Source organism: Mycobacterium sp. NGS18 (assembly GCF_059813185.1).
Genome location: NZ_JCALEC010000006.1, coordinates 1 through 22,070, shown reverse-complemented (window position 1 = coordinate 22,070; position 22,070 = coordinate 1). Strand labels below are relative to the sequence as shown.

Below are 22,070 nucleotides of genomic sequence, written 5' to 3'. Positions count from 1 at the left end.
CGCACGCGACGCAGGTGGTCATGTCATCGCCTCCGCTTGTGCGATGTGCCCTTCGTACCCGACCTCGGTGGCTCTCTCGAGGTACCGGTCGGCAAATTCGCGATAGCCGGCCGCATCGTCGTTCGCCTGCGCCAGCAGCGCCCGCAGCCGCAGCAACGGGATCTCAAACAACACGAACCCTGGGTCGGTCGGCACCGCTGCCAGTCGCTCGACGACGGCCTGCGACTCCGCAAGATCGTCGTTCGTACCGCGCTGCAGCAGGGACTCCACCAACACGACAGTGTCCGCTCCGCAGCTCAGCATTTCGCCGACGTCGAACAGGTAATCGACGGACCTGCGCGCCAGCTGGATTGCGCCGTCGACATCCCCGGCCTTGGCTTTCTCTTTCGCAAGTGCACCGTCGATGAACCGCACCGCTTTCTGCGCGTAACCGTGTCGCAGGCTCGCGTCACGCCCCTCGGCGAGCAGCGCCAGAACCGTTGCGCGGTGAGAATCGTCCTCCCTGGCGAGGGCCGCGATGCGACTCAAGCGGGCGTAGTCCACTACAAAGTCGTCGCCGGAATGCTCGGCGAGCTCAATCGCTTCGGCGGTGTCCCGGTCAGCCGCCGCGTCCGGGAGCAGTGCGCCGCTCCAGATGGGGAAGAAGTACCTCGTCAGCACGGTGAAGACATACGACATCGCGTCGCCGACGGTGCGCGCCGTCACGATGGCCTGATCCAGGTCTTCCCGCCAACCCGGGATGCCGAGGCAACATCGACTGGCACCCCGGAGCGCCACCGCTATCGCCAAAGGCGACCCGACAACCAGATTGCCCTTGGTGGGATCGCCTTCGGCCAGATCGATAACCCGCTGCGCCAATCGCAAACTCTCGACCGCCTCACCCGCTTGCCACTTCCCATTGCTCGCCGCGTTACCAAGCGCGACGGTCAGCGTCGGGTCGCTGATCGCCTCGACCAGCTCGGCGCAGTCCGACGCGACACGCGCGGCTTCCCGGAACCGGTTGTGGAATACCAGTGCTGTCATCAGCCCCGCCGTGCCTATCGCCAGTGACACTTTGTCACCGGCGTCGGCGCACAGCTCGCGCAGTTCGTCGAACCCGGTGGCGGCAATCGTGCCGCTGACCCGAAAGGTGCTCCCACACAGCAGGGTCCGCGGGGAAATCCGCATCGGTGTCCGGCCCGGGTCATCGGCTGGCAATCGGTCGGCGACTGATCGGGCGCGTTCCCAACTGACTCTCGCGGCCCTGACGTCGCGATACTGCGCCCAGACCCCGGCGCGCATGTGCCAGTCGAAGGCGGCGTGCAGGTCCTCGGCGGCCTCGTGATGCTCGGCAATCAGCGCCGCGTTCTCGTCCAGCGAATCCGGGTGACTCTGCATCAATGAAGCGGCCAGACGCCGATGCAGTTCGGCGCGGCTGGATTTCAGCTGAGATTCGTAGGCCACCGTGCGGATCAGCGGGTGATGGAAGGCATATTCGACGTCCGGGGTGAACCGGACCTGATCGATGAGTTCGGCCTCGATCAACTCAGCCATCGCAGCCTCGCCATCGAAGAATGCCAACTGCTCCGCGCTGAACCGCAACCCGATGACGGCGGCGGCGTTCAGCGTTCTCTTTGCGGCGGCACCGAGCCGGTCGATGCGGGCTGCGATGGTGGCCTGCAAGGTGGCGGGCACGCTCGCCTCGGCACCCTCGACGTCGCAGACATAGTTGCCACGGTCACCGGCAAACACACCCCGCTCAGCCAGATCACGCACCAACTCCTCGGCGAAGAACGGATTGCCGGCGGCCCGCTCGACCACCTGGGCAGTCAGGTGGGCAACTGACGGATGGGAACCAACCAGCTCACCGGCCAATGCGGATGCCTGCGCAGCATTCAATGGCGCAAGGGTGATCATCTGCGAGTTCGGTATACGGGTCAGCGCGCCGCGATACTCCGGCCGGTAGGTGACCAACACCAGCGACGGGGTTTGCCAGATCACCGTGAGAAAGCCCGCCAGCAGCGACTCGCTGGCCTCGTCAATCCAATGCGCGTCCTCGACGACGTACACGGCTGGGGTCCGCCGGGCCAGCGAGACGGTGTTCGCTAGACGAGTCAGCCGCCGGTGCCGGGCATCGGGATCGATGTCGGGCAGTTCGACGCTGCTGTCTCGAATGCCGAGCAGATCGTCGAGCAGCAGCAGGTCCTGCGGATCGGAATCGGGCGCGCGTTCCCTGATCCGGGCGCGTGCCCCCTCGTCGTCAAGGTCGGCAACCCGCAGTGCGATCCGCAGCAAGGATGTCACCGTATGGAACGGGATTTCGCTCGCGTGCGACTCACAGTAGGCGGCGAACACCTCGACGGCGCGGCCTGCCGCGGCAGCGGTGACCTCCCGGACAATCCGGCTCTTGCCGATACCGGGCGGTCCGACGATGCCGACCACACCGCCACTGCCATCGATCGCCGCGTCCAGCATTCCTGTCAGCGCCGCCATCTCCCAGCCGCGGCCCACCAACGACGCGTCTCGTCGCCCGGCGTGCTGATGGCCCGACGGCACCCCCAGCAGCCGACGCGCCACCACCGGCTCGGCGGCGCCCTTGATGTGCACCAACTCCGGTTCGCCGAGCGTGACGACATCGTCCACCAGATGCGCGGTTGATTCGCTGAGCATCACTCCACCCGGGGGCGCTACCGACTCCATCCGCTGCGCCATACCCACGTGCTCACCGATCGCGGTGTAACTGCCCGGCCCGGACCCGATGTCACCGGCGACCACCTCCCCCGAGTCCAGCCCTACCCGCAGTTGCGGCGCACTCTCCTCGGTTCTCTGGATCTCCACGGCCGCCAGGCACGCGCGAAAGGCATGATCCTCCAACGCCACCGGCGCGCCGAACACCGCCATGACGCCATCGCCGGTGAACTTGTCCACGGTCCCGTCATAACGCCGCACCACCGCCGCACAGCGGTCGAACAACTGCGCCATGATCTCGCGCAATCGCTCGGCACCCACAGCCGCCGCGAGGTCCATCGAATGCACCACGTCGGCGAACAACACCGTCACCTGCTTGAACTCCGCCGGTACAGCCGCCGCAACCGGCGCACCGCACTCGAAACAGAACTTGGCATTGGTCTGCAGTTCGGTGGCGCACGTGCCGCAGGCGGTCATGTCATCGTCTCCGCTTGTGCGATGTGGCCCTCAAACCCTAGATCGGCGGCCATCTTTCGGTAGCCGGCGACCAGGTCCCGGTAGCCGTCCGCATCTCCCTTGGCCCGGGCCAGCAGGGCCCGCAGCCGAAGCAGCCAGATGTCGTGCACGACGAACCCCGGTTCGGTCGGCACGGCGACGAGCCGGTCGATGGCCTCCTGTGTTTCCCGCACGTCGGCGTCTGTACCTTTGAGCAGTAAAAACCCGCCCAGAACGGCGGTGGCCTGCCCAAGATTGAGTACATCGCCTGAGGCGAACAGCTCGTTGAGGACGACTCGCGACAGGGCGATCGCGCCGTCGAGGTCGCCGGCTCGGGCCTTCTCCTCGGCGAAAACATTGTCGGCGAAAAAGGCCGCGATCAACGTGAAGCGCTCTTGCACAGCAGCCTCACGGGCCGCGGCAAGCAGTGCCAAACCCGCTTCCCGGTCGGGATTGTCCTGGCTCATCAGGGCGATGCCGCGCACCTGCCGGGCGGATGCGAGCGGGAGATCGTCGCCGGATCGCTCCGCGAGTTCGAGCACCTCAGCTGTCTCCTGCAATGCGGCCGCGTCCGGCAGCCACACGCCACCACCGACGAGGGTGTACTTGAACAGCAGTGTCACCGCGCGGAACGACGGTTGGAATGCCCGGGCCATGGTCGCGGCCTGCTCGACGTCGTCTCGCCAGCCGCGGTCGCCCAGGCAACATCGTGCGCAGCCACGCAACATGAGCGCGCACACCAACGGAGAGTCGACTATCAGATTGCCCTTCGTGGCATCGCCGTCAGCCAGGTCGATCATCCGTTGCGCCAGCCCCACGACTTCGCGCATCTCGGCCCGCTCGAACTTGGCGGCGAGCGCACTGTAGAGCAGCCCGAGGGTCAACATCGGATCGCCGATCGATTCGAGCAGGCTGGTGAGCTCGGAAGCCATCATCGATGCTTCCCGGAACCGGGCGTGCACGATCAAAGCCGGCAGCCATCCCGCCATCCCCATGGCCAGCGACACCTTGTCGTCGGCGGCGCCGGCCAGGTCGCGCAGTTCGTCAAAACCGGTGTCGGCCAGGGTACCGCCGGCAAACCACGATGTGGCGCACAGCAGCGTCCGCGGGGCGATCCGCAGTGCGGTGCGTTCTGGGTCTGAGTCGGGCAATCGGTCGGCGACGTCACGCGCACGCTGCCAGCTGGCCCGTGCCGCGATCATGTTCCGATGGGTCAGCCACGTGCCGGCGCGCATGTGCCAGTCAAACGTTGCGTGCAGATCGCCTGCCGCTTCAAGGTGTTCGGCGATCAGCGCAGCGTTCTCGTCCGCCGACTCCGGGCCGCGTTGTTCGATCGAGGCAGCCAGCCGCTGGTGCAGCTCGGCGCGATCGGATCTCAGCTGGGAGTCGTAGGCCACCGACCGGATCAACGGGTGCCGGAATGCGTACTCGGGGCGCGGGGCGAACCCGACCTGATCGACCAGCTCGGTCTTGACCAACTCATCGAGGAGCGGGTCGATCCCCAGTGCGGCCAGCAGATCGGGGTTGAATCGTGACCCGATGACCGCCGCGGCACTCAGCGTGCGTTTGGCGGCGGGAGTGAGGCGGTCGACACGGGCGGCGATGGCGGACTGCAGTGTTGCCGGCACCCCCACGTCGGCGACGTCACCGACCAGCAGGTAGGAGTGTCGGCTGCCGCGGATGACGCCGCGCTCGGCCAAGTCGCGCACGATCTCTTCAGCGAAAAACGGGTTGCCTGAAGCACGTTCGGCGATTATCTGTGTCAGCCCGCGCACCGAGGGATCACTGCCCAGCAGCTCCCCGATCAGCGTCGCGGCTTGCGCGTTGTTCAGCGGCCGCAGCACGATAGTCTGTGCCCCGGACATGGTGGCCAGCGCGCCATGGTATTCGGGGCGATACGTGATCAACACCATCGAACGGGTCTGCGGTATCACCGCCAAGAAATCGGTCAACATCGATTCGCTGACCTCATCGATCCAATGGGCATCTTCGATCACATACAGTGCCGGCGTATCTCGGGCCACCGAGGCGCCATTGACCAGCGCCGTCAACCGCCGCCGCCGGGCATCGGCTTCGATGTCGGTCAGTTCGACGTCGGGATCGGCGATGCCCAGCAAGTCGTCCAGCAGCAACAGGTCTTCGAGGTCGGCAGGGGTGACGAGGTCACGGACCCGTGCCCGAGCCGCCTGGTGTCCTAGACCTTCGACTCCCAGCGCGGCCCGTAGCAATCCCACGACCGCATGGAACGGGATGTCGCTGGTATGCGATTCGCAATGAGTGGCGAACACCTCCACGCCACGTTGTGCGGCCAGTGCGGCGGATTCCCGGACGATGCGGCTCTTACCGATACCCGGCGGACCTACAGCATTGATCACGCACCCGGCGCCGCCGATCGCCTCATCGAGAATCCCGGCTATGGTGTTCAACTCCCAGGTGCGCCCCACCAGCGCCGGGTCGCTTCGCTTGCCTTGCTGATGCTGTTGCGCCGCCCCCAGCAACCGGCGTACCCGCACCGGATCGTCGGCGCCTTTGATCTGCACCCACTCCGATTCGCCCAGTGCGGCAACCTCTTCGACCAACCGCGCAGTGGATGCGCTGAGCATCACCCCGCCCGGCGGGGCAACCGACTCCATCCGCTGCGCCATCCCGACCTGCTCGCCGATCGCCGTATAGCTGCCCGGTCCGGACCCGATCTCCCCGGCGACCACCTCACCCGAGTTCAGCCCGACCCTCAGCTGCAGCACACCCTCTTCGGACCGCTGAATTTCCAAGGCCGCCAAGCACGCCCGAAAAGCGTGATCCTCCAGCGCCACCGGCGCACCGAACACCGCCATGATGCCGTCCCCGGTGAACTTGTCCACCGTCCCGCCGAAACGTCGCACCACCGCCGCGCACTGGTCGAACAACTGCGCCATGATCTCGTGCAGCCGTTCGGCGCCCACCGCCGCAGCGATATCCATCGAATGCACCACGTCGGCGAACAACACCGTCACCTGCTTGAATTCCGCCGGCGCCGGGGCAGCGGTGATCGGCGAACCACAGGAGTGGCAGAACCGTGCATTCTCCAGTGGTTCGGCACCGCACGCCCGGCATGTGGTTGCGGTCATCCCGACGCCGCCGATCCATAAAATCAACCGATCGGCCAACAATATGCTTTTCCGCAGCTAGCTGGACTGTTGTAACGTGATCGTCACAGTAGCGACGGCTGCGGGCGGCGCTGTAGCTGGGCGAAACCCATCACGGCAGCGACAACAGCGGGAACACCTCGCCAGTCGCGCTGTTGACCAGAGCCGCGCGATCCAACCGCGCCTGAAACGGCACCACGTCGAACACCTCGGCCGCCACCAGCGGCAGCTGATCCAGCCTGGCCCGCGGGGCCAGCGAGCAGTGCGGCAGCCACACGCCGGGCCGATAGTGCTTGTGCAGCTCGGCACCGGCGCTCCTGACAACCTCGACGACGCGCTGTTGGCGCGCCACAATATCGGCGCTGACCCCGGCGAGCAGCCAGGCCCGCCCGCGACGGAACAGGCCCAGGCCATCGAAGCTGAGTTCCACCGGGGCACCGTCGTCCAGCTCGGCCAGCGCCGCTGCCACCGCGTCGCGGTCCCAGCTGCGCAGCACCGCGTAAGACAGGTGCGGAACGTGCCGCCGATGGGTATGCGATCGCAGGCTGGGCACACCGTGGCTTTCGATACGGTCCCATAGGGCTCGCAGCGCCCGCTCGGATCGCCGGTCGAACAGCAGGCAGACGGCCAGGGCCATTGGGCCAGTTTGTTCCGAACGGCTGTCGCAGACCTCGCTTTCACGGAAAGATCGCGCTAATTGAGGAGGTGCTCGTGGGCACGGTGTTGGTGACCGGCGCATTCGGTCTGGTCGGTTCGGCAGTGGTGCGGCAGTTGGCCGCGGACGGCCGAAGCGTTGTCGCAACAGATCTCGACATCCCGGCCAATCGCAAAGCGGCGGCGGCACTGCCGAAATCGGTAACGGTGCGATATGCCGACCTCACTGACGCCGCGGCGGTCGATGAGCTCGTCGCCACCGTTGAACCCGTCGCGATCATCCATCTGGCCGCGGTGATCCCACCGCTGATCTATTCGCGCCGCAAGCTGGCCTACCGGGTCAACGTCGAGGCGACCGGGCACCTTCTTGCCGCGGCGGCGCAGCAGCCCGACCCGCCGCGCTTCGTGCAGGCCTCCAGCATCGCGGTGTACGGCTCCCGCAACCCGCACACCGTCTCCGGCGTGCTGACCGCCGACACCCCGACCAATCCGGCCGACGTCTACGGCGACCACAAAGTGCAGGCCGAACAACTGGTTCGTGATTCCACGCTGGACTGGGTGGTCCTGCGGCTCGGCGGAGTGCTCGCCGTCGACCTGGGCTCCAGCATCAATCTCGACAGCCTGTATTTCGAGCAGTTGCTCCCGTCCGACGGCAGACTGCAAACCGTGGACGTGCGGGACGTCGCCTCGGCGTTCGTCGCGGCCACCACCGCACCCGTGGTCGGCGAGACCCTGCTGATCGGCGGTGACGACACCCACCGCCAGCTGCAAGGCGACATCGCGCCGGCGATGGCCGCAGCAATGGGATTGGTCAACGGGATCCCCGCGGGCCTGCCCGGCAACCCCGACAGCGACGAGGACTGGTTCAACACCGACTGGATGGACACCAGTCGCGCCCAGGAGGCGCTGGGCTTCCGGCACCACTCCTGGCCGCAGATGTTGGCGGAGACGACCGCGAAGGCCGGCCCACAGCGCTACCTACTCAGGGTGGTTGCTCCGTTGGCTCACGTCGTCCTGCGCTGGCGCGCGCCCTACTTCGGCACCGGCAAGAAGTTCGCCGACCCGTGGCGGGCCATCGCTGACAAGTGGGACGACCCGCGCCCGTGAACTCCGACTTCTCCCCTACTCAGCGGCGTGCCCTTGCGGTCTTCACCGTTATCGCACTGCTGTTCGGGGCGTACTTCCTGCGCACCTTTTTCGTGCTGATCGTGGTGGCCGCGGTGGGTGCCTACCTGTTCACCCCGCTGTTCCGCGCCCTGGGCCGACGGCTGCCGACCGGCCTGGCGGCCACCGGCACGCTGCTGGCCGCGCTGATCGCCGTCATCGTCCCGGTCAGCCTGACGATCTTTCTGGCCGTCATGCAGATCACCCGCACCGCTGGCGAGGTGGCGGAGTGGGTGCAGTCCACCGATCCCAACACCCTCGGCGACAAGGTGCTCACGTTCGTCAACGGCCTGCTGGAGCGGATTCCGTTCGTGCACGTCCAGCTGACCATGGACTCGCTGCGCGGGGCGATGGTCAATGTGGCGCAGCGGGGCGGCGAAATGCTGCTGCAGGTGCTGCAGGGCGCCGTCGGAGGTTTCGTCGGGGCGATCACCGCGGCCATCATCTTCTTGTACGTGTTCCTCGCGCTGCTGACCCACCGCGAGGAACTGCACACCCTGATCGGCCAGCTCAACCCGCTCGGTGCCGACGTCACCGATCTGTACCTGGCCAAAATGGGCTCGATGGTGCGCGGCACCGTCGGCGGGCAGTTCGTCATCGCGTTCTGCCAAGGGGTGGCCGGGGCCGCCTCGATCTACATCGGCGGGTTCCACCAGGCGTTCTTCATCTTCGCGATCCTGCTGACGGCGTTGTCGGTGATCCCGCTCGGCGGGGGCATCGTCACCATCCCGTTCGGCGTGGGCATGGCACTGTTCGGCAACGTCGTCGGCGGGGTGTTCGTGGTGGCGTTCCACCTGATCGTCGTCACCAACATCGACAACGTCCTGCGGCCGATCCTGGTGCCGCGCGACGCCCGGCTCAACTCGGCGTTGATGCTGCTGGCGGTTTTCGCCGGGATCGCCATGTTCGGCTTCTGGGGCATCGTGATCGGCCCGGTGGTGATGATCATCATCGTCACCACCATCGACGTCTACCTGGCGGTGTATCACGGCGTGGAGTTGCAGACCGAAGATGAGGAGCCCAAGCCGCGACGGTGGCGCCTCCCCCTACCGGGTCGTCGGTAGCGGCGCCTGCGCTTGCACGGCCGCCGCCAGAACGCGGAACTGCTCGGCAGCGGCCGCACCGGTGATCGCGAGCTGGGCCGGGCCGCCCGTCGAGGTCAACCGGGTGGTCCACACCGGCTCGCCCTCGCCCTGGTAGACCACCCAGCCGGTGCCGTCGACGTCCTCGCTACCGGTGGCATGCAGTCCGGGGCGGATCGCGGTGACCAGCGCGGTCTCGTCGGCGTTGCTCTGGGTCAGGCTGACATACATCCCGGTCGGGGTGATGTAGCCGACTCTCGAGGTGACCGCGCGCAGCCGCTGGCCTTTAGCGTCGGTGCGCCCGTCGGTGATGCTGCCCCGACTGCCGGAGTTGGGTTGCCAGCCTTCCGGCAGCGCCGGCAGCCGGACGGGAAACCCGAGCGTCTGCGCATCGGCGTTCAGCGCGGCGACGGCGTCGTAGGAGGGCACCGGCCCGGGCGACATGCCGCCGGGATGAAACGAGCACGTCCCGGCCACTCCGGCCAGCACGATGCAGGCCAGGACCAGCGGCGCGATCGACCAGAACATGTCGCGGCCGTCCTGCAGCAGGCGTGGTTTGGCGGGTCTCGGCGCCGGCTGGGGCTCTGTGCTCACGGATGCCAGTATCCCAGCTCCGGGCCGTCCATCCTGTTCTGGGACAATCAACAACCATGACCGCACCTCCTCGCCGTGAACCCCCAGACCGCAACCTGGCCTTGGAGCTGGTGCGGGTGACCGAGGCCGGCGCCATGGCCGCCGGCCGGTGGGTCGGCCGCGGCGACAAGGAGGGCGGGGACGGCGCGGCCGTCGACGCGATGCGCGAACTGGTGAATTCGGTGTCGATGCGCGGCGTGGTGGTGATCGGCGAGGGCGAGAAGGATCACGCGCCGATGCTCTACAACGGGGAGGAAGTCGGCAACGGCGACGGACCCGACTGCGACTTCGCCGTCGACCCGATCGACGGCACCACCTTGATGAGCAAGGGCATGCCCAACGCCATCTCCGTGCTGGCGGTGGCCGAACGCGGCGCGATGTTCGACCCCTCGGCGGTGTTCTACATGAACAAGATCGCGGTCGGCCCCGAGGCCGCCGACGTCCTGGACATCACCAAGCCGATCGCCGAGAACATCAAGGCGGTCGCCAAGGTCAAGGGCCTGTCACCGCGCGACATGACGGTGTGCATTCTGGACCGGCCTCGGCACGCGCAGCTCATCCACGACGTGCGGGCCGCCGGCGCGCGCATCCGGCTGATCACCGACGGCGACGTGGCCGGCGCCATCGCGGCATGCCGGCCCGACTCGGGCACCGACATGTTGGCCGGCATCGGCGGCACCCCGGAGGGCATCATCGCCGCCGCGGCGATCCGCTGCATGGGCGGTGAGATCCAGGCCCAGCTGGCGCCCACCGACGACGCCGAGCGGCAGAAGGCCGTCGACGCCGGCTACGACCTGGACGAGGTGCTGACCACCGAGCATCTGGTCTCCGGCGACAACGTGTTCTTCTGCGCCACCGGCGTCACCGACGGCGACCTGCTCAAGGGTGTGCGCTACTACCCCGGCGGCTGCACCACGCAATCGATCGTGATGCGCTCGAAGTCCGGCACCGTCCGGATGATCGAGGCATATCACCGGCTGTCGAAGCTCAACGAGTATTCGGCGGTCGACTTCACCGGCGACGCACACGCCGCCTACCCCCTGCCCTGACGACGTCAAGCGAGGACCTGAAACCTATGAGCGACACCGAATACCGCATCGAACACGACACCATGGGCGAGGTCCGGGTGCCGGTGAATGCGCTGTGGCGCGCGCAGACCCAGCGGGCGGTGGAGAACTTCCCGATCTCCGGTCGCGGCCTGGAGCGCACCCAGATCCGGGCGCTCGGCCTGCTGAAGGGCGCGTGCGCGCAGGTGAACGCCGACCTGGGACTACTGGCGCGCGAGAAGGCCGACGCGATCAAGGCCGCCGCCGCTGAGATCGCCGACGGTAAGCACGACGACCAGTTCCCCATCGACGTGTTCCAGACCGGCTCGGGCACCAGCTCGAACATGAACACCAACGAGGTGATCGCCTCGATCGCGGCCGCCAACGGCGTCACGGTGCACCCCAACGACGACGTGAACATGTCGCAGTCGTCCAACGACACCTTCCCGACCGCCACCCACATCGCGGCCACCGAAGCGGCGGTGCGCCACCTGATTCCGGCACTGCAGGTGCTGCACGACGCGCTGGACGCCAAGGCGACCGAATGGCGCACCGTGGTGAAGTCGGGCCGCACCCACCTGATGGACGCCGTTCCGGTGACGCTGGGCCAGGAGTTCTCCGGTTATGCCCGCCAGATCGCCGCCGGGATCGAGCGGGTGCAGTCGACGCTGCCCCGCCTGGGTGAGTTGGCGATCGGCGGTACCGCCGTCGGTACTGGACTGAACGCTCCGGAAGGCTTCGGCGCCAAGGTGGTCGAGGTACTGGTCGCCGAGACCGGCATCACCGAGTTGCGTACCGCGGCGAACTCGTTCGAAGCCCAGGCGGCGCGTGACGGTCTGGTCGAGGCGTCCGGGGCGCTGCGCACCATCGCGGTGTCGCTGACCAAGATCGCCAACGACATCCGCTGGATGGGTTCGGGCCCGCTGACCGGGCTGGCCGAGATTCAGCTGCCCGACCTGCAGCCGGGCAGCTCGATCATGCCGGGCAAGGTTAATCCCGTTCTGCCCGAGGCGGTCACCCAGGTGGCGGCGCAGGTGATCGGCAACGACGCGGCGATCGCCTGGGGCGGCGGCAACGGCGCCTTCGAGCTCAACGTCTACATCCCGATGATGGCCCGCAACACGCTGGAGTCCTTCAAGCTGCTGACCAACGTCTCGCGGCTGTTCGCCGAGCGCTGCATCGTCGGACTGGTCGCCAATGAGGACCACCTGCGCGAGCTCGCCGAGTCCAGCCCGTCGATCGTGACACCGCTGAACTCCGCGATCGGCTACGAGGAGGCCGCCGCGGTGGCCAAGCAGGCTCTCAAGGAGCGCAAGACGATTCGCCAGACGGTGATCGACCGCGGCCTGATCGGCGACAAGCTCTCGGAGGCCGAGCTGGACAAGCGCCTCGACGTGCTGGCGATGGCCAAGGTGAAGGACGCCTAAGCCAGCTGATGACCGCCGATCACGCCGCTCCCGCAGCGGCCAAGTCGGCGACGGCGAAGGTCACCCGTCGACTGATCCCCTTCCTGGGGCTGCTGTACTTCGTCAACTACCTCGACCGTGTCAATATCGGGTTCGCCGGGCCCAACGGCATGAACGACGAACTCGGCATGACCGCGACGATGTTCGGTTTCGCCTCGGGGATCTTCTTCTTCGGCTACTTGTTCCTGGAGATTCCCAGCAACATCGCACTGCATCGGTTCGGCGGCCGGCGTTGGCTGGCCCGGATCATGCTGACCTGGGGAATCGTCAGCACCGCAATCGCTTTCGTGCCCAACGCACCGACGCTTGTGGTGCTGCGGTTCCTGCTGGGAGTGGCCGAGGCCGGATTCTTTCCGGGGATCATCCTCTATCTGACGTTCTGGTTCCCCGAAAAGCAGCGGTCCCGGGCGATCTCGCTGTTCATGGTGGCGGTACCGGTGTCGACGGCGGTCGGCTCCACCTTGTCCTCATTGGTCATCGACTGGGGCCAGGGCATTTTCGGTCTTGCCGGCTGGCGTGTCATGTTCTTGGTCGAGGGACTGCCCGCGATCGTGCTCGCGTTCGCGTGCTGGTTCTACCTGACCGACCGGCCTGCGCAGGCACGCTGGTTGTCCGTCGATGAGAGGCAGTGGCTGGAGGAAACCCTGGCGAGTGAGCGGGCCGCGGCCGAGGCCGGGCGGCCTTGGCCGCTCAAGAAGGCGCTGAGCCATCCCCGGATGCTGGCGCTGGCGTTCGTCTATTTCGGGGTCGTCTACGGGCTCTACGCCGTCGGGTTCTTCCTGCCGACCATCGTCACCGGATTTGCCCAGCAGTACGGAACGCACCTGAGCATCATCGGAAGCGGCATCGTGACCGCCATCCCCTGGGCCATCGCAGCCGTGGTGATGGTGCCCTGGGCACGGCACGCTGACCGGACCGGGGAACGCGTCTGGCATGTCGCGATCCCTGCCATCGTCGGCGGTGTGAGCATCCCGGCGGCACTGTACATGGCCAACCCGTACCTGGCGATGGTCGCGATCACGGTGTCGACGTGCTCGATTATGTGCGCGATGCCGGTGTTCTGGGCGCTGCCGTCGACGTTCCTCACCGGTACGGCGGCGGCCGGCGGGATCGCCTTGATCAATTCCCTGGGCAACCTCAGCGGCTTCGGCGGTCCCTACGTCACAGGCTGGCTGACGGACCTGACCGGCAGCAACAAGGCCGGACTGTGGGTGGTCGGGGCGTTTTCGCTGGCAGCGGCGGCGTTGGTCGTCCGGCTCGGTTCCGCCCCGAATCCGGGGGCGGGACAACCTCGTTGAGGCCTAGCTGCGTCTAAAAAGGCGGCGGGTCGTCGTCGTTCGCAGCTGAGACTTTGGGGAACCAAACGGCTTGGCGGCCGGCGCGGCGGGCTTCGCGGGCTTTCCGGTTCTGGTTTCGCTCCGTGGCGGTTTGCGCCGCCCGGTTCTGGGCCCGGGTGCGCCGGCGCCGGGGCATCATCGCGGTGCGCTCTCCGCATGGGCCCTCCGGTTTCGGCTGCGGTGACGGCAGGTCCCCGGTGGGCGCACAGAGGTGGGGAAACAGCAGCGCGCTGCCCGGGGTGGTGACATAGGTCTGCCCCGACGGTGAGGTCAAGATGACCGTCCCATCGGGTAGCTGTTGATCGCTCCAGCCCCAGAACGTCTTGACCAGATGGTGGGTGCGGCAGTAACACTTCAGGTTCGACGCGTGGGTGGGGCCGCCGTCGGCGTAGGGGACGGTGTGGTCGATGTCGCAGTCCAGAGCGGGGCGGTCGCAGCCGGGCCAGCGGCAGGTCAGATCCCGGGCGCGCACGAACGCCGCCAATGCCGCCGAGGGCACATAGCCCGGCTCGGGCGGGGCATCACCGGGGTGGACCAGTGGTACCAACCGGGCCGACTTGGCCAGCTGTCCAATCAGTTCCGGCGGGACGAGGCCATCAGCCTCCACCAACCATCCCGGCTCGTTACCCGTCCCATCGATAGTGGCCTGCTCGGCGATGACATGCATGACCACCGGCGAAGCAGCGGGGCGCGACCCCGCCGCACAATCCGGGCGCCCGCAACGACATCCCAGCCGATCCGCCCGCGCGGCCAGGGCACCCATCGCATCCGAGCGGCGCTCATCACGACTGCGCGGATCGTGCTCGCACACCGTGGCCGCCAACGCGTCCAAGGCCTTGCCCAGGGCACGGGCATCCGTGGTGAACAAGCTGCCGTAGATCTCGGAGATACCACCCTCCTGATCACTAAACGCGATCTGGCGCTGCACCTGGCGTTCTTTGCGGCGGCGCACCGCATCTCGATCGGCTTTGGCGACGATCTTGTCGATCTTGCCGGCCAGCCGGGCTGCCGTCAGCGACGGCCAGCGCGGCACCTTGAGCGCCAACTCGGTATCCACGGCCGCGAGCACCTCACGATCGGTGATCAGCTCGGTGCGATAGACGATGGTCTGAAACAACCGCACATCGATATCGCCGGCTTTGAACACCTCGGCCACCTTGGGCAGCTGCTCGCGCATCGCCCGGGCATACCGCAACCGACTACCGGCAAGCGCTTGGCTGATCCGCAACGCCGCGGCCACTTCGGCGGTGACCGCTGCGGTGGTGTCGATGGCCCAGTCCTCGGTCTCGCTGCACCGGCTCAACCGCAGCGCGAACAACTCCCCGATCGCCACCAGGTGCGCCGCCGCCGCCCGATTCTCCGCCCGCGCCGAGGCACAGATCCGGTCTACCAACGCCGCCGACTCCGGCGTCGTCGCATGATGGCGCTGCGAAAACCACGCACTGAACTCAGCCACCGACGCCGGCGACGGCGGCTGTGACCTTGACGACTCGAACATGTGTTCGATTATACGCGAACCCGCCGACGCGCGCCTTCGCGATTAGAGGGCGACGCTACTGAAAACGCCTACGCCCCGTTGTTCGGTCCCCCCGAATTCGCCCCGGCGATGTCGGTGATCGGGAAGTTCGGCATCGGCGGCGGCGACGGCGTCGCCGGCAGCCCCGGGATGTCGCCGGGCGGGATGTCGTGCAGGTCGCTGACCGGTGGGCCGTTGTCCCGGCTTCCGTACACGCTGCCCGGTGCGCGCGGCCCGAGCAGCTCGCCGACCGTAACCATCCGGTAGCCATTGGCTTTCAGCACCGGCAGGAATTGGTAGACCAGATCGACGGTGGACGAGTAGGTGTCGTGGAACAACACCACCGAGCCTGGCTTGATCTGGGTCGTCAGCATGTAGCGGGTGGCGGCGGTGTCGGCGTCGTTGATCCAGTCGAACGGGATGACGTCCCAGAGGATTCCGGCCAAACCGAACGTCGCGGCCTGGGCATTCACCGCGTCATTGGTGAGCCCGCCGGGCGGGCGCCACAGCGTCGGCGTGGAACCGGTCGCCGAGCGGATCGCGTCGTTGGCCCGGCTGAACTGGGCAGGCACGTCCGCCGACGGAATCGTGGTCATGTTCGGGTGTTCCCAGGTGTGGCTGCCGATCTCCATCCCGGCTTCGGCGATCCGCGCGGCGCCCGCCGGGTCGGCCGCCACCTTGTTGCCGATCAGGAAGAACGTCGCGCGGGCGTCGGCGTCGTTCAAGATCCGCAACAGCCGGTCGGTGTAGGGCGACGGCCCGTCGTCGAAGGTCAGCGCCACACACTTGACCACCGCGCAGTCCACCGGACCGGCGGCAGCGTGGTGGGCCGGGGAGGCACATGCAGCCACCACCGCAAGAGCGATCAGACCGGCAAGCACTCGCAGACACTGCACGCGGGCAGCCTACCGGGGACTCAGCGCAGATCGGGGCCGCTGATCTCCTCGAGCATCTCGGTGACCAGCGCGGCGATCGGCGAACGCTCACTGCGCAGCAGCGTGATGTGGGCGAACAGCGGGTGACCCTTGAGCTTCTCGATCACCGCGGCGATGCCGTCGTGCCGGCCGACCCGCAGGTTGTCGCGCTGGGCGACGTCGTGGGTGAGCACCACCCGCGAACCGGTGCCCAGCCGCGACAGCACCGTCAGCAGCACGTTCCGCTCCAGCGACTGGGCCTCGTCGACGATCACGAACGAGTCGTGCAGCGACCGGCCCCGGATGTGGGTCAGCGGCAGCACTTCGAGCATGCCGCGGGACAGCACCTCCTCGAGCACCGCCGGGCTGGCCAGACCTTCCAGAGTGTCGAACACCGCTTGGGCCCAGGGGCCCATCTTCTCGTTCTCGGAGCCGGGCAGGTAGCCGAGTTCCTGGCCGCCGACGGCGTACAGCGGGCGGAACACCACCACCTTGCGCTGCGTGCGCCGCTCCAGGACCGCTTCCAGGCCGGCGCACAGTGCTAGCGCGGACTTACCGGTGCCGGCTTTACCGCCGAGTGAGACGATGCCTACCGACTCGTCGAGCAGTAGATCCAGTGCCACCCGCTGCTCGGCGGAGCGACCGCGCAGCCCGAAGGCCTCCCGGTCACCTCGGACCAGCTGCACTCGCTTGGCCGCGTTGACCCGGCCCAGTGCATGCGAGCTACCGCCGAGCAGGCGAACTCCGGTGTGGCACGGCAGATCCCGCGCGGATGCCAGGTCGATCTCGCCCTCGTCGAACAGGGCGTCGATGTCATCGACGGACGCCTCGACCTCGTCCATCCCGGTCCAGCCGGAGACGATGACATCCTGGGCGTGGTATTCGTCGGCCGCCAGACCCACCGCGGCGGCCTTGACCCGCAACGGAATGTCCTTGCTCACCAACGTGACTCGTCGCCCCTCGGCGGCGAGGTTGGCGGCGCAGGTCAAGATCCGCGAGTCGTTGTCCTCGGTGCGAAACCCCGAGGGCAACACCGAAGGGTCGCTGTGGTTGAGCTCGACGTGCAGCCTACCGCCTTGGGTACCAACGGGAATCGGCTGATCCAGACGACCGTGCTCCAATCGCATATCGTCGAAGAGGCGCAGCGCCTGGCGGGCGAACCAGCCGAGCTCGTGATGGTGGCGTTTGGCCTCCAGCTCGCTGATCACCACCAGCGGGACGACGACTTCGTGCTCGGCGAACCGGGTGCAAGCCCACGGGTCCGATAGCAGCACGGAGGTGTCGAGCACGTACGTCCGGATTTCAGGCACTGAGCGCTCCAGCGGGTGAGGGCCCGCGCGACCCCGCGCGAGCAATTCGACGGGGTGATACGGCACCAGGACCAGGGCCGGTCCTGTCGAGTTCATGACCGGTGGTGCCGCCTAGACAGCAGAGCGTGTGGCTAGCCATCGATTGCGACGGTACCCCCGTCGTCGGGCGCCCGCCGGGCAGGCGCGCCGGAGCTGATCAGCTGATAGCGAAGGCCTTCAGATCGGGGTGAGCGGCCAAGCCCCAGGCGCTGATCCGGTCGGAGATCACCCGGCGCAACTGGTCGGGCCCGAAGATGCCGGCTTCGGCGATTCCGGCCTGCCGGTCGGCGTAGGCGTCGATGTCGGCGCCGACGATCTTCAGCTCGGCGGCCCGAGCGGCGATGGCGGCCACCGTCTCCTCGGGCACGTAGTCCAGGCAGTGCGCGATCAGGTTGGCGAAGAACTCCTCGTGGCGTTCCTCGTCCCCGGCGATGCGGCTGATCAGACCCTTGAGCACCGGCTCGTCGGTCTTGTCGGCCAGGTTGCGGCAGAACTCGGCGCACGCGCGCTCGTAGAAGGCCATGAACACCAGCGTCTCGACCTGGCTGTAACGGTCGGCCCGATAGCCCTTCTGCACGTGCTCCATGCGAACACGCTCGTTTTCGTTCGGGTCGATCTCCCGGGTCACCATCAGGTACTCGCGCAGTGCGATGGCGTGCAGGTGCTCTTCGGCGGTCCACCGGCCGATCCAGCGTCCCCACTTGTCCTCAAGGATGAAGTGCTCGACCAGTTCGCGGTGGTAGCCGGCCAGGCTGTCCTTCTCGATGAGCAGGATCTCGCACGCGTCGGTGATCACCTTGGGCAAACTGACCTGCGACGGGTCCCAGTCCTTGCCGCCGAGGAAGGCGAAGTTCTCACCCTGCTCGAACGGCACGAAGTCGTGCGCGTACCACGGGTCCACCGTGTCGATGTGACGGACCATGTTCGCGGCGACCACCGGTTCCAGCTCGCGAATCAGCGCATTAGCAACGGGACGTTGAGCCATGAAAGTAACTGTAACCCGAATTCACACTATCTTGTCAACTCGGGGGCGGCGTGTCCTCCACGGCCGACGCGGCCGGTCATCCACGGGCGACCCGCCGCGCCCGGCTCCGCAAGCTCCGCCGCGCCCGGGTCAGGCGAGCTTCCAGTCCTCCAGGCCGTCGTAGAGCGGGAAGTCCTGCGCCAGCTTGGCGACCCGGGCCCGCAGCGCCGGTACGTCGGCGGCCGAGCCGGCCGCCAGCGCGGTGGCGATGACATCGGCGACCTCGGTGAACTCGGCGTCGCCGAAGCCGCGGGCGGCCAACGCCGGGGTGCCCACCCGAAGCCCGGAGGTCACCATCGGCGGCCGCGGGTCGTTGGGCACCGCGTTGCGGTTGACGGTGATGCCCACCTCGTGCAGCAGATCCTCGGCCATCTGGCCATCCAGCGGCGAGTCCCGCAGGTCGACGAGCACCAGGTGCACGTCGGTGCCGCCACTGACCACCGACACCCCCGCCTTGGCGACGTCGGCGGCCAGCAGGCGTTCGGCGATGATCTTGGCGCCGGAGAGCACCCGCTGCTGCCGCTCGGCGAATTCGGCGGTGCCGGCGATCTTGAGCGCGACGGCCTTGGCGGCGATCACGTGCATCAGCGGTCCGCCCTGCTGACCGGGGAAGACCGCTGAGTTGATCTGCTTGGCGAACTCCTTCTTGCCGACGATCAGCCCGGAGCGCGGGCCGCCGAGGGTCTTGTGCACGGTGGTGGACACCACCTGCGCGTGCGGCACCGGCGACGGGTGCAGGCCGGCGGCCACCAGCCCGGCGAAGTGCGCCATGTCCACCCACAGCGTCGCGTCCACCTCGTCGGCGATCGAGCGGAAGGCTTCGAAGTCGAGGACCCGCGGGTAGGCCGACCAGCCGGCGATGATCACCTTCGGCCTGAAGTCGAGCGCCTGCGCGCGAACCACGTCCATGTCGACGCGATGGGTGACCGGGTCGACGCCGTAGAAGGCGTTGTCGTAGAGCTTGCCGGAGAAGTTCAGCCGCATCCCGTGGGTCAGGTGCCCGCCGTTGGCGAGGTCCAGGCCCAGCAGCCGCTCACCGGGCTCCATCAGCGCCTGCAGCACCGCCGCGTTGGCCTGGGCACCCGAGTGCGGCTGGACGTTGGCGAACTCGGCGCCGAACAGTTCCTTGGCGCGGTCGCGGGCGATGTTCTCCACCACGTCGACGTGCTCACAGCCGCCGTAGTAGCGCCGGCCGGGCAAGCCCTCGGCGTATTTGTTGGTCAGGACGCTGCCGTGGGCCTGCAGCACCGCACGCGGCACGAAGTTCTCCGACGCGATCATCTCCAGGGTGTCGCGCTGGCGCCCCAGCTCCTTACCGAGCAGCTCGGCGATATCGGGGTCGAGCTCGCGCAACGGGGCCGACAACACAGCGGAGGCGGGGCGGGATTTGGGCATCGCAGTCACGCGGGCCAGTCTATAGAGCCAGCTCGGCCCGTAGCGACGACGGGATCAGCGGCTCGTCGAGCAGCCGACCGAACCGCTCGGTGAGGTCCACCCCGGCCGGGCGGGAGTCCAACCAGGAGCGCAGCAGCCGGTAGCCCTCCACGTATGTCGAGGTGTAGGCCCGCCACAGCGGCGACGACAGGAACCGCAGGGTTTGGCGGGCGCGATCGTCGGGGACCAGCAGCCAGCGACGCAGGTAGTCGGCCACCTCGTCGGCGTCGCGGTGCTCGTCGTGCAGCATCAGCGCCGCGTCTTGGCGCACATCGGCCAGCGCCGCCGCGGCCTCCGAGACCGCCTCGGCCCGCCCGCCGTCGAACCGCAGCCCCAGGTCGGCGTAGATCTCCGCGGCCCAGCCGCCCCAACCGGGGCCCACCGCGGCGTAGAGCGCCAGGTCGGCCAACCCCTCGGCCATCAGACACTGCGGGGTGTTGACCAGAAAAATGGTCTGCTCGGCCTGGCCCAGTTGCGCGACCAGCCCGGCTTCCTTGCGGCAGTGCTCGGTGTGATGGCCCGGGTAGGACTCGTGGGCCACCAGCCGCGGCAGGTTCGACATCAGCTGCTTGAGATCGGCGTTGACCGCCACCGTGGAGCGGTAGTCACCGTGGTAGTAGTTGAATCCCGACCAGGGCTTGTCGGTGACGACCTCGTAGGTGATGGCCTCGGTCTCCGGCAGCGGGAAGTGGACGCGCACCCGGTCGCGCAGCGCCGAGGAGAACGCGTGGATAGCCGCCTCGAGCCGTTCCGGCGGAATCTCCTCGGCCCGGCGGTGCGCGGCCATCCGGTCAGCCAAGGGGCCGGTCCCGCCCAATGCTTCGTCGAGTCGGGCATGCGCCTGCCGGTAGCGGTCGGTGTCACCCTTGGCGATGTCGACATCGAAGTAGTCGCGCACCTCGTCGACGAAACCGACCTGTTCCCCGGCGAACTTGCGCCCCGCGCACGCCAGCGCCCGCAGGTGCACCCGCAGGTAGTCGGCGCGCGCCTCCGGCAGACCACTCGGCAGCGCCGCGAGCAGCGTCTCGGCCTGGCGGGCCAGCGCGGCCGGCTCGGGCATCGGCTCGTTCTCGACACGTCGTCGCAGCGCCGGATCACCGGTGAAGGCGTCGACATAACCTGACTCGATCCGGTCGAAGCGCAGACCGAGCAGCAGGTATTCACGGGTCAATTCGGCGGGCTCCATACCCGATCAGGCTAACCGCCGGGGTTACTGCAAGACTGTACGGTCATGCGGCGGCTTAGCGAGCCGAGTCCCTATGTGGAGTTCGACCGACGTCAATGGCGGGCGCTGCGTATGTCGACGCCGATGCCGCTCACCGAAGAAGAGGTCGTGGCCCTGCGCGGCCTCGGTGAGCAGGTCGACCTGCTGGAGGTCGAAGAGGTTTATCTGCCGCTCGCGCGTCTGCTGCACCTGCAGGTCGCCGCTCGTCAGCAGCTGTTCGCCGCGACCTCGGAGTTCCTCGGTGAGCACGACCAGAACCCGGACCGGCCGGTGCCGTTCATCATCGGCGTGGCCGGCAGCGTCGCCGTCGGCAAGTCGACGACCGCCCGCGTGCTGCAGGCGCTGCTGGCCCGCTGGGGACACCATCCGCGGGTGGACCTGGTCACCACCGACGGATTCTTGTATCCCAACCACGAGTTGGAACGCCGGCACCTGATGCACCGCAAAGGGTTTCCGGAGAGCTATAACCGTCGTGCGCTGATGCGCTTCGTCACCTCGGTGAAGTCCGGGGCCGATTACGCCTGCGCGCCGGTGTACTCACACCTGAGCTATGACATCGTGCCCGGCGCCAAGCAGGTGGTCCGCCACCCCGACATCCTGATCCTCGAGGGCCTCAACGTCTTACAGACCGGGCCGACGCTGATGATCTCGGACCTGTTCGACTTCTCGCTGTACGTCGACGCCCGGGTGGAGGACATCGAGCACTGGTACGTCTCGCGCTTCCTGGCGATGCGCTCCACCTCGTTCGCCAACCCGGAGTCGCACTTCCACCACTACGCAGCGCTCAACGACCAGCAGGCGGTGACCGCCGCGCGCGACATCTGGCGTTCCATCAACCGGCCCAACCTGGTCGAGAACATCCTGCCCACCCGGCCGCGGGCCACACTGGTGTTGCGCAAGGACGCCGATCACTCCATCAACCGGCTGCGGCTGCGCAAG

Annotated in this window: 16 protein-coding genes; 6 read left to right on the top strand and 10 right to left on the bottom strand. The window is 67.6% G+C overall.

The features are described from left to right. Nucleotides 1–18 precede the first annotated feature (18 nt). From AC5Y31_RS13150 to AC5Y31_RS13140, 3 genes are all read right to left on the bottom strand, one after another. The gene (locus AC5Y31_RS13150; protein ID WP_499980826.1) at nucleotides 19–3,144 is read right to left on the bottom strand and encodes an ATP-binding protein; all 3,126 of its coding nucleotides are present in this window, start codon (nucleotides 3,142–3,144) and stop codon (nucleotides 19–21) included. Next, entirely contained in the window at nucleotides 3,141–6,269 is a 3,129-nt protein-coding gene (locus AC5Y31_RS13145; protein WP_499980825.1) for an ATP-binding protein, read from the bottom strand. Before AC5Y31_RS13145 ends, AC5Y31_RS13150 begins: the two co-directional genes overlap by 4 nt. A gap of 130 nt (nucleotides 6,270–6,399) precedes the next feature. Beyond that, the gene (locus AC5Y31_RS13140; protein ID WP_499980823.1) at nucleotides 6,400–6,924 is read right to left on the bottom strand and encodes a 2'-5' RNA ligase family protein; all 525 of its coding nucleotides are present in this window, start codon (nucleotides 6,922–6,924) and stop codon (nucleotides 6,400–6,402) included. Nucleotides 6,925–6,998: 74 nt separating this feature from the next. Between AC5Y31_RS13140 and AC5Y31_RS13135 the strand changes: the two genes are divergently transcribed. Beyond that, nucleotides 6,999–8,048: an NAD-dependent epimerase/dehydratase family protein gene (locus AC5Y31_RS13135; protein WP_499980822.1), complete on the top strand. Its 1,050-nt coding sequence runs from the start codon at nucleotides 6,999–7,001 to the stop codon at nucleotides 8,046–8,048. Continuing rightward, nucleotides 8,045–9,169 (top strand): AI-2E family transporter, encoded by a 1,125-nt coding sequence (locus tag AC5Y31_RS13130; RefSeq protein WP_499980820.1) that lies wholly within the window; start codon nucleotides 8,045–8,047, stop codon nucleotides 9,167–9,169. Before AC5Y31_RS13135 ends, AC5Y31_RS13130 begins: the two co-directional genes overlap by 4 nt. Here the strand turns inward: AC5Y31_RS13130 and AC5Y31_RS13125 are convergent. Beyond that, entirely contained in the window at nucleotides 9,152–9,781 is a 630-nt protein-coding gene (locus tag AC5Y31_RS13125) for a DUF4245 domain-containing protein (RefSeq protein ID WP_499980819.1), read from the bottom strand. The genes AC5Y31_RS13130 and AC5Y31_RS13125 overlap by 18 nt on opposite strands. A 56-nt stretch (nucleotides 9,782–9,837) precedes the next feature. On the opposite strand from AC5Y31_RS13125, the gene glpX reads away from it, so the two are divergent. From glpX to AC5Y31_RS13110, 3 genes are read left to right on the top strand one after another with little or no spacing between them, the layout of a single operon-like run. Further along, nucleotides 9,838–10,869, top strand: a complete 1,032-nt coding sequence (gene glpX / locus AC5Y31_RS13120; protein WP_301631110.1) for a class II fructose-bisphosphatase — start codon at nucleotides 9,838–9,840, stop codon at nucleotides 10,867–10,869. A gap of 26 nt (nucleotides 10,870–10,895) precedes the next feature. Further along, entirely contained in the window at nucleotides 10,896–12,293 is a 1,398-nt protein-coding gene (locus AC5Y31_RS13115; protein WP_499980818.1) for a class II fumarate hydratase, read from the top strand. An 8-nt stretch (nucleotides 12,294–12,301) separates the two neighbouring features. Then, nucleotides 12,302–13,630, top strand: coding sequence for an MFS transporter (locus AC5Y31_RS13110; RefSeq protein ID WP_499980816.1), 1,329 nt, complete (start codon nucleotides 12,302–12,304; stop codon nucleotides 13,628–13,630). A 13-nt stretch (nucleotides 13,631–13,643) separates the two neighbouring features. Here the strand turns inward: AC5Y31_RS13110 and AC5Y31_RS13105 are convergent, their stop codons facing one another. From AC5Y31_RS13105 to AC5Y31_RS13080, 6 genes are all read right to left on the bottom strand, one after another. Further along, entirely contained in the window at nucleotides 13,644–15,167 is a 1,524-nt protein-coding gene (locus AC5Y31_RS13105) for an HNH endonuclease signature motif containing protein (protein ID WP_499980815.1), read from the bottom strand. A gap of 68 nt (nucleotides 15,168–15,235) precedes the next feature. Next, nucleotides 15,236–16,039: a polysaccharide deacetylase family protein gene (locus AC5Y31_RS13100; protein WP_499981058.1), complete on the bottom strand. Its 804-nt coding sequence runs from the start codon at nucleotides 16,037–16,039 to the stop codon at nucleotides 15,236–15,238. 62 nt (nucleotides 16,040–16,101) lie between these two features. After that, a complete protein-coding gene (phoH2, locus tag AC5Y31_RS13095) occupies nucleotides 16,102–17,409 on the bottom strand; it encodes an RNA 5'-3' helicase PhoH2 (RefSeq protein ID WP_065026076.1) in 1,308 nt (435 codons plus the stop codon). 196 nt (nucleotides 17,410–17,605) lie between these two features. Beyond that, complete coding sequence (locus AC5Y31_RS13090) at nucleotides 17,606–18,433, bottom strand: acyl-ACP desaturase (protein WP_499980814.1); 828 nt, start codon at nucleotides 18,431–18,433, stop codon at nucleotides 17,606–17,608. A 129-nt stretch (nucleotides 18,434–18,562) separates the two neighbouring features. Then, complete coding sequence (gene glyA / locus AC5Y31_RS13085; RefSeq protein WP_499981056.1) at nucleotides 18,563–19,837, bottom strand: serine hydroxymethyltransferase; 1,275 nt, start codon at nucleotides 19,835–19,837, stop codon at nucleotides 18,563–18,565. Between the two features lie 49 nt (nucleotides 19,838–19,886). Further along, the gene (locus AC5Y31_RS13080; protein ID WP_065026071.1) at nucleotides 19,887–21,092 is read right to left on the bottom strand and encodes a DUF885 domain-containing protein; all 1,206 of its coding nucleotides are present in this window, start codon (nucleotides 21,090–21,092) and stop codon (nucleotides 19,887–19,889) included. Nucleotides 21,093–21,137: 45 nt separating this feature from the next. On the opposite strand from AC5Y31_RS13080, the gene coaA reads away from it, so the two are divergent. Continuing rightward, a partial coding sequence (coaA, locus tag AC5Y31_RS13075) for a type I pantothenate kinase (RefSeq protein WP_499980812.1) occupies nucleotides 21,138–22,070 on the top strand: 933 nt, incomplete at its 3' end.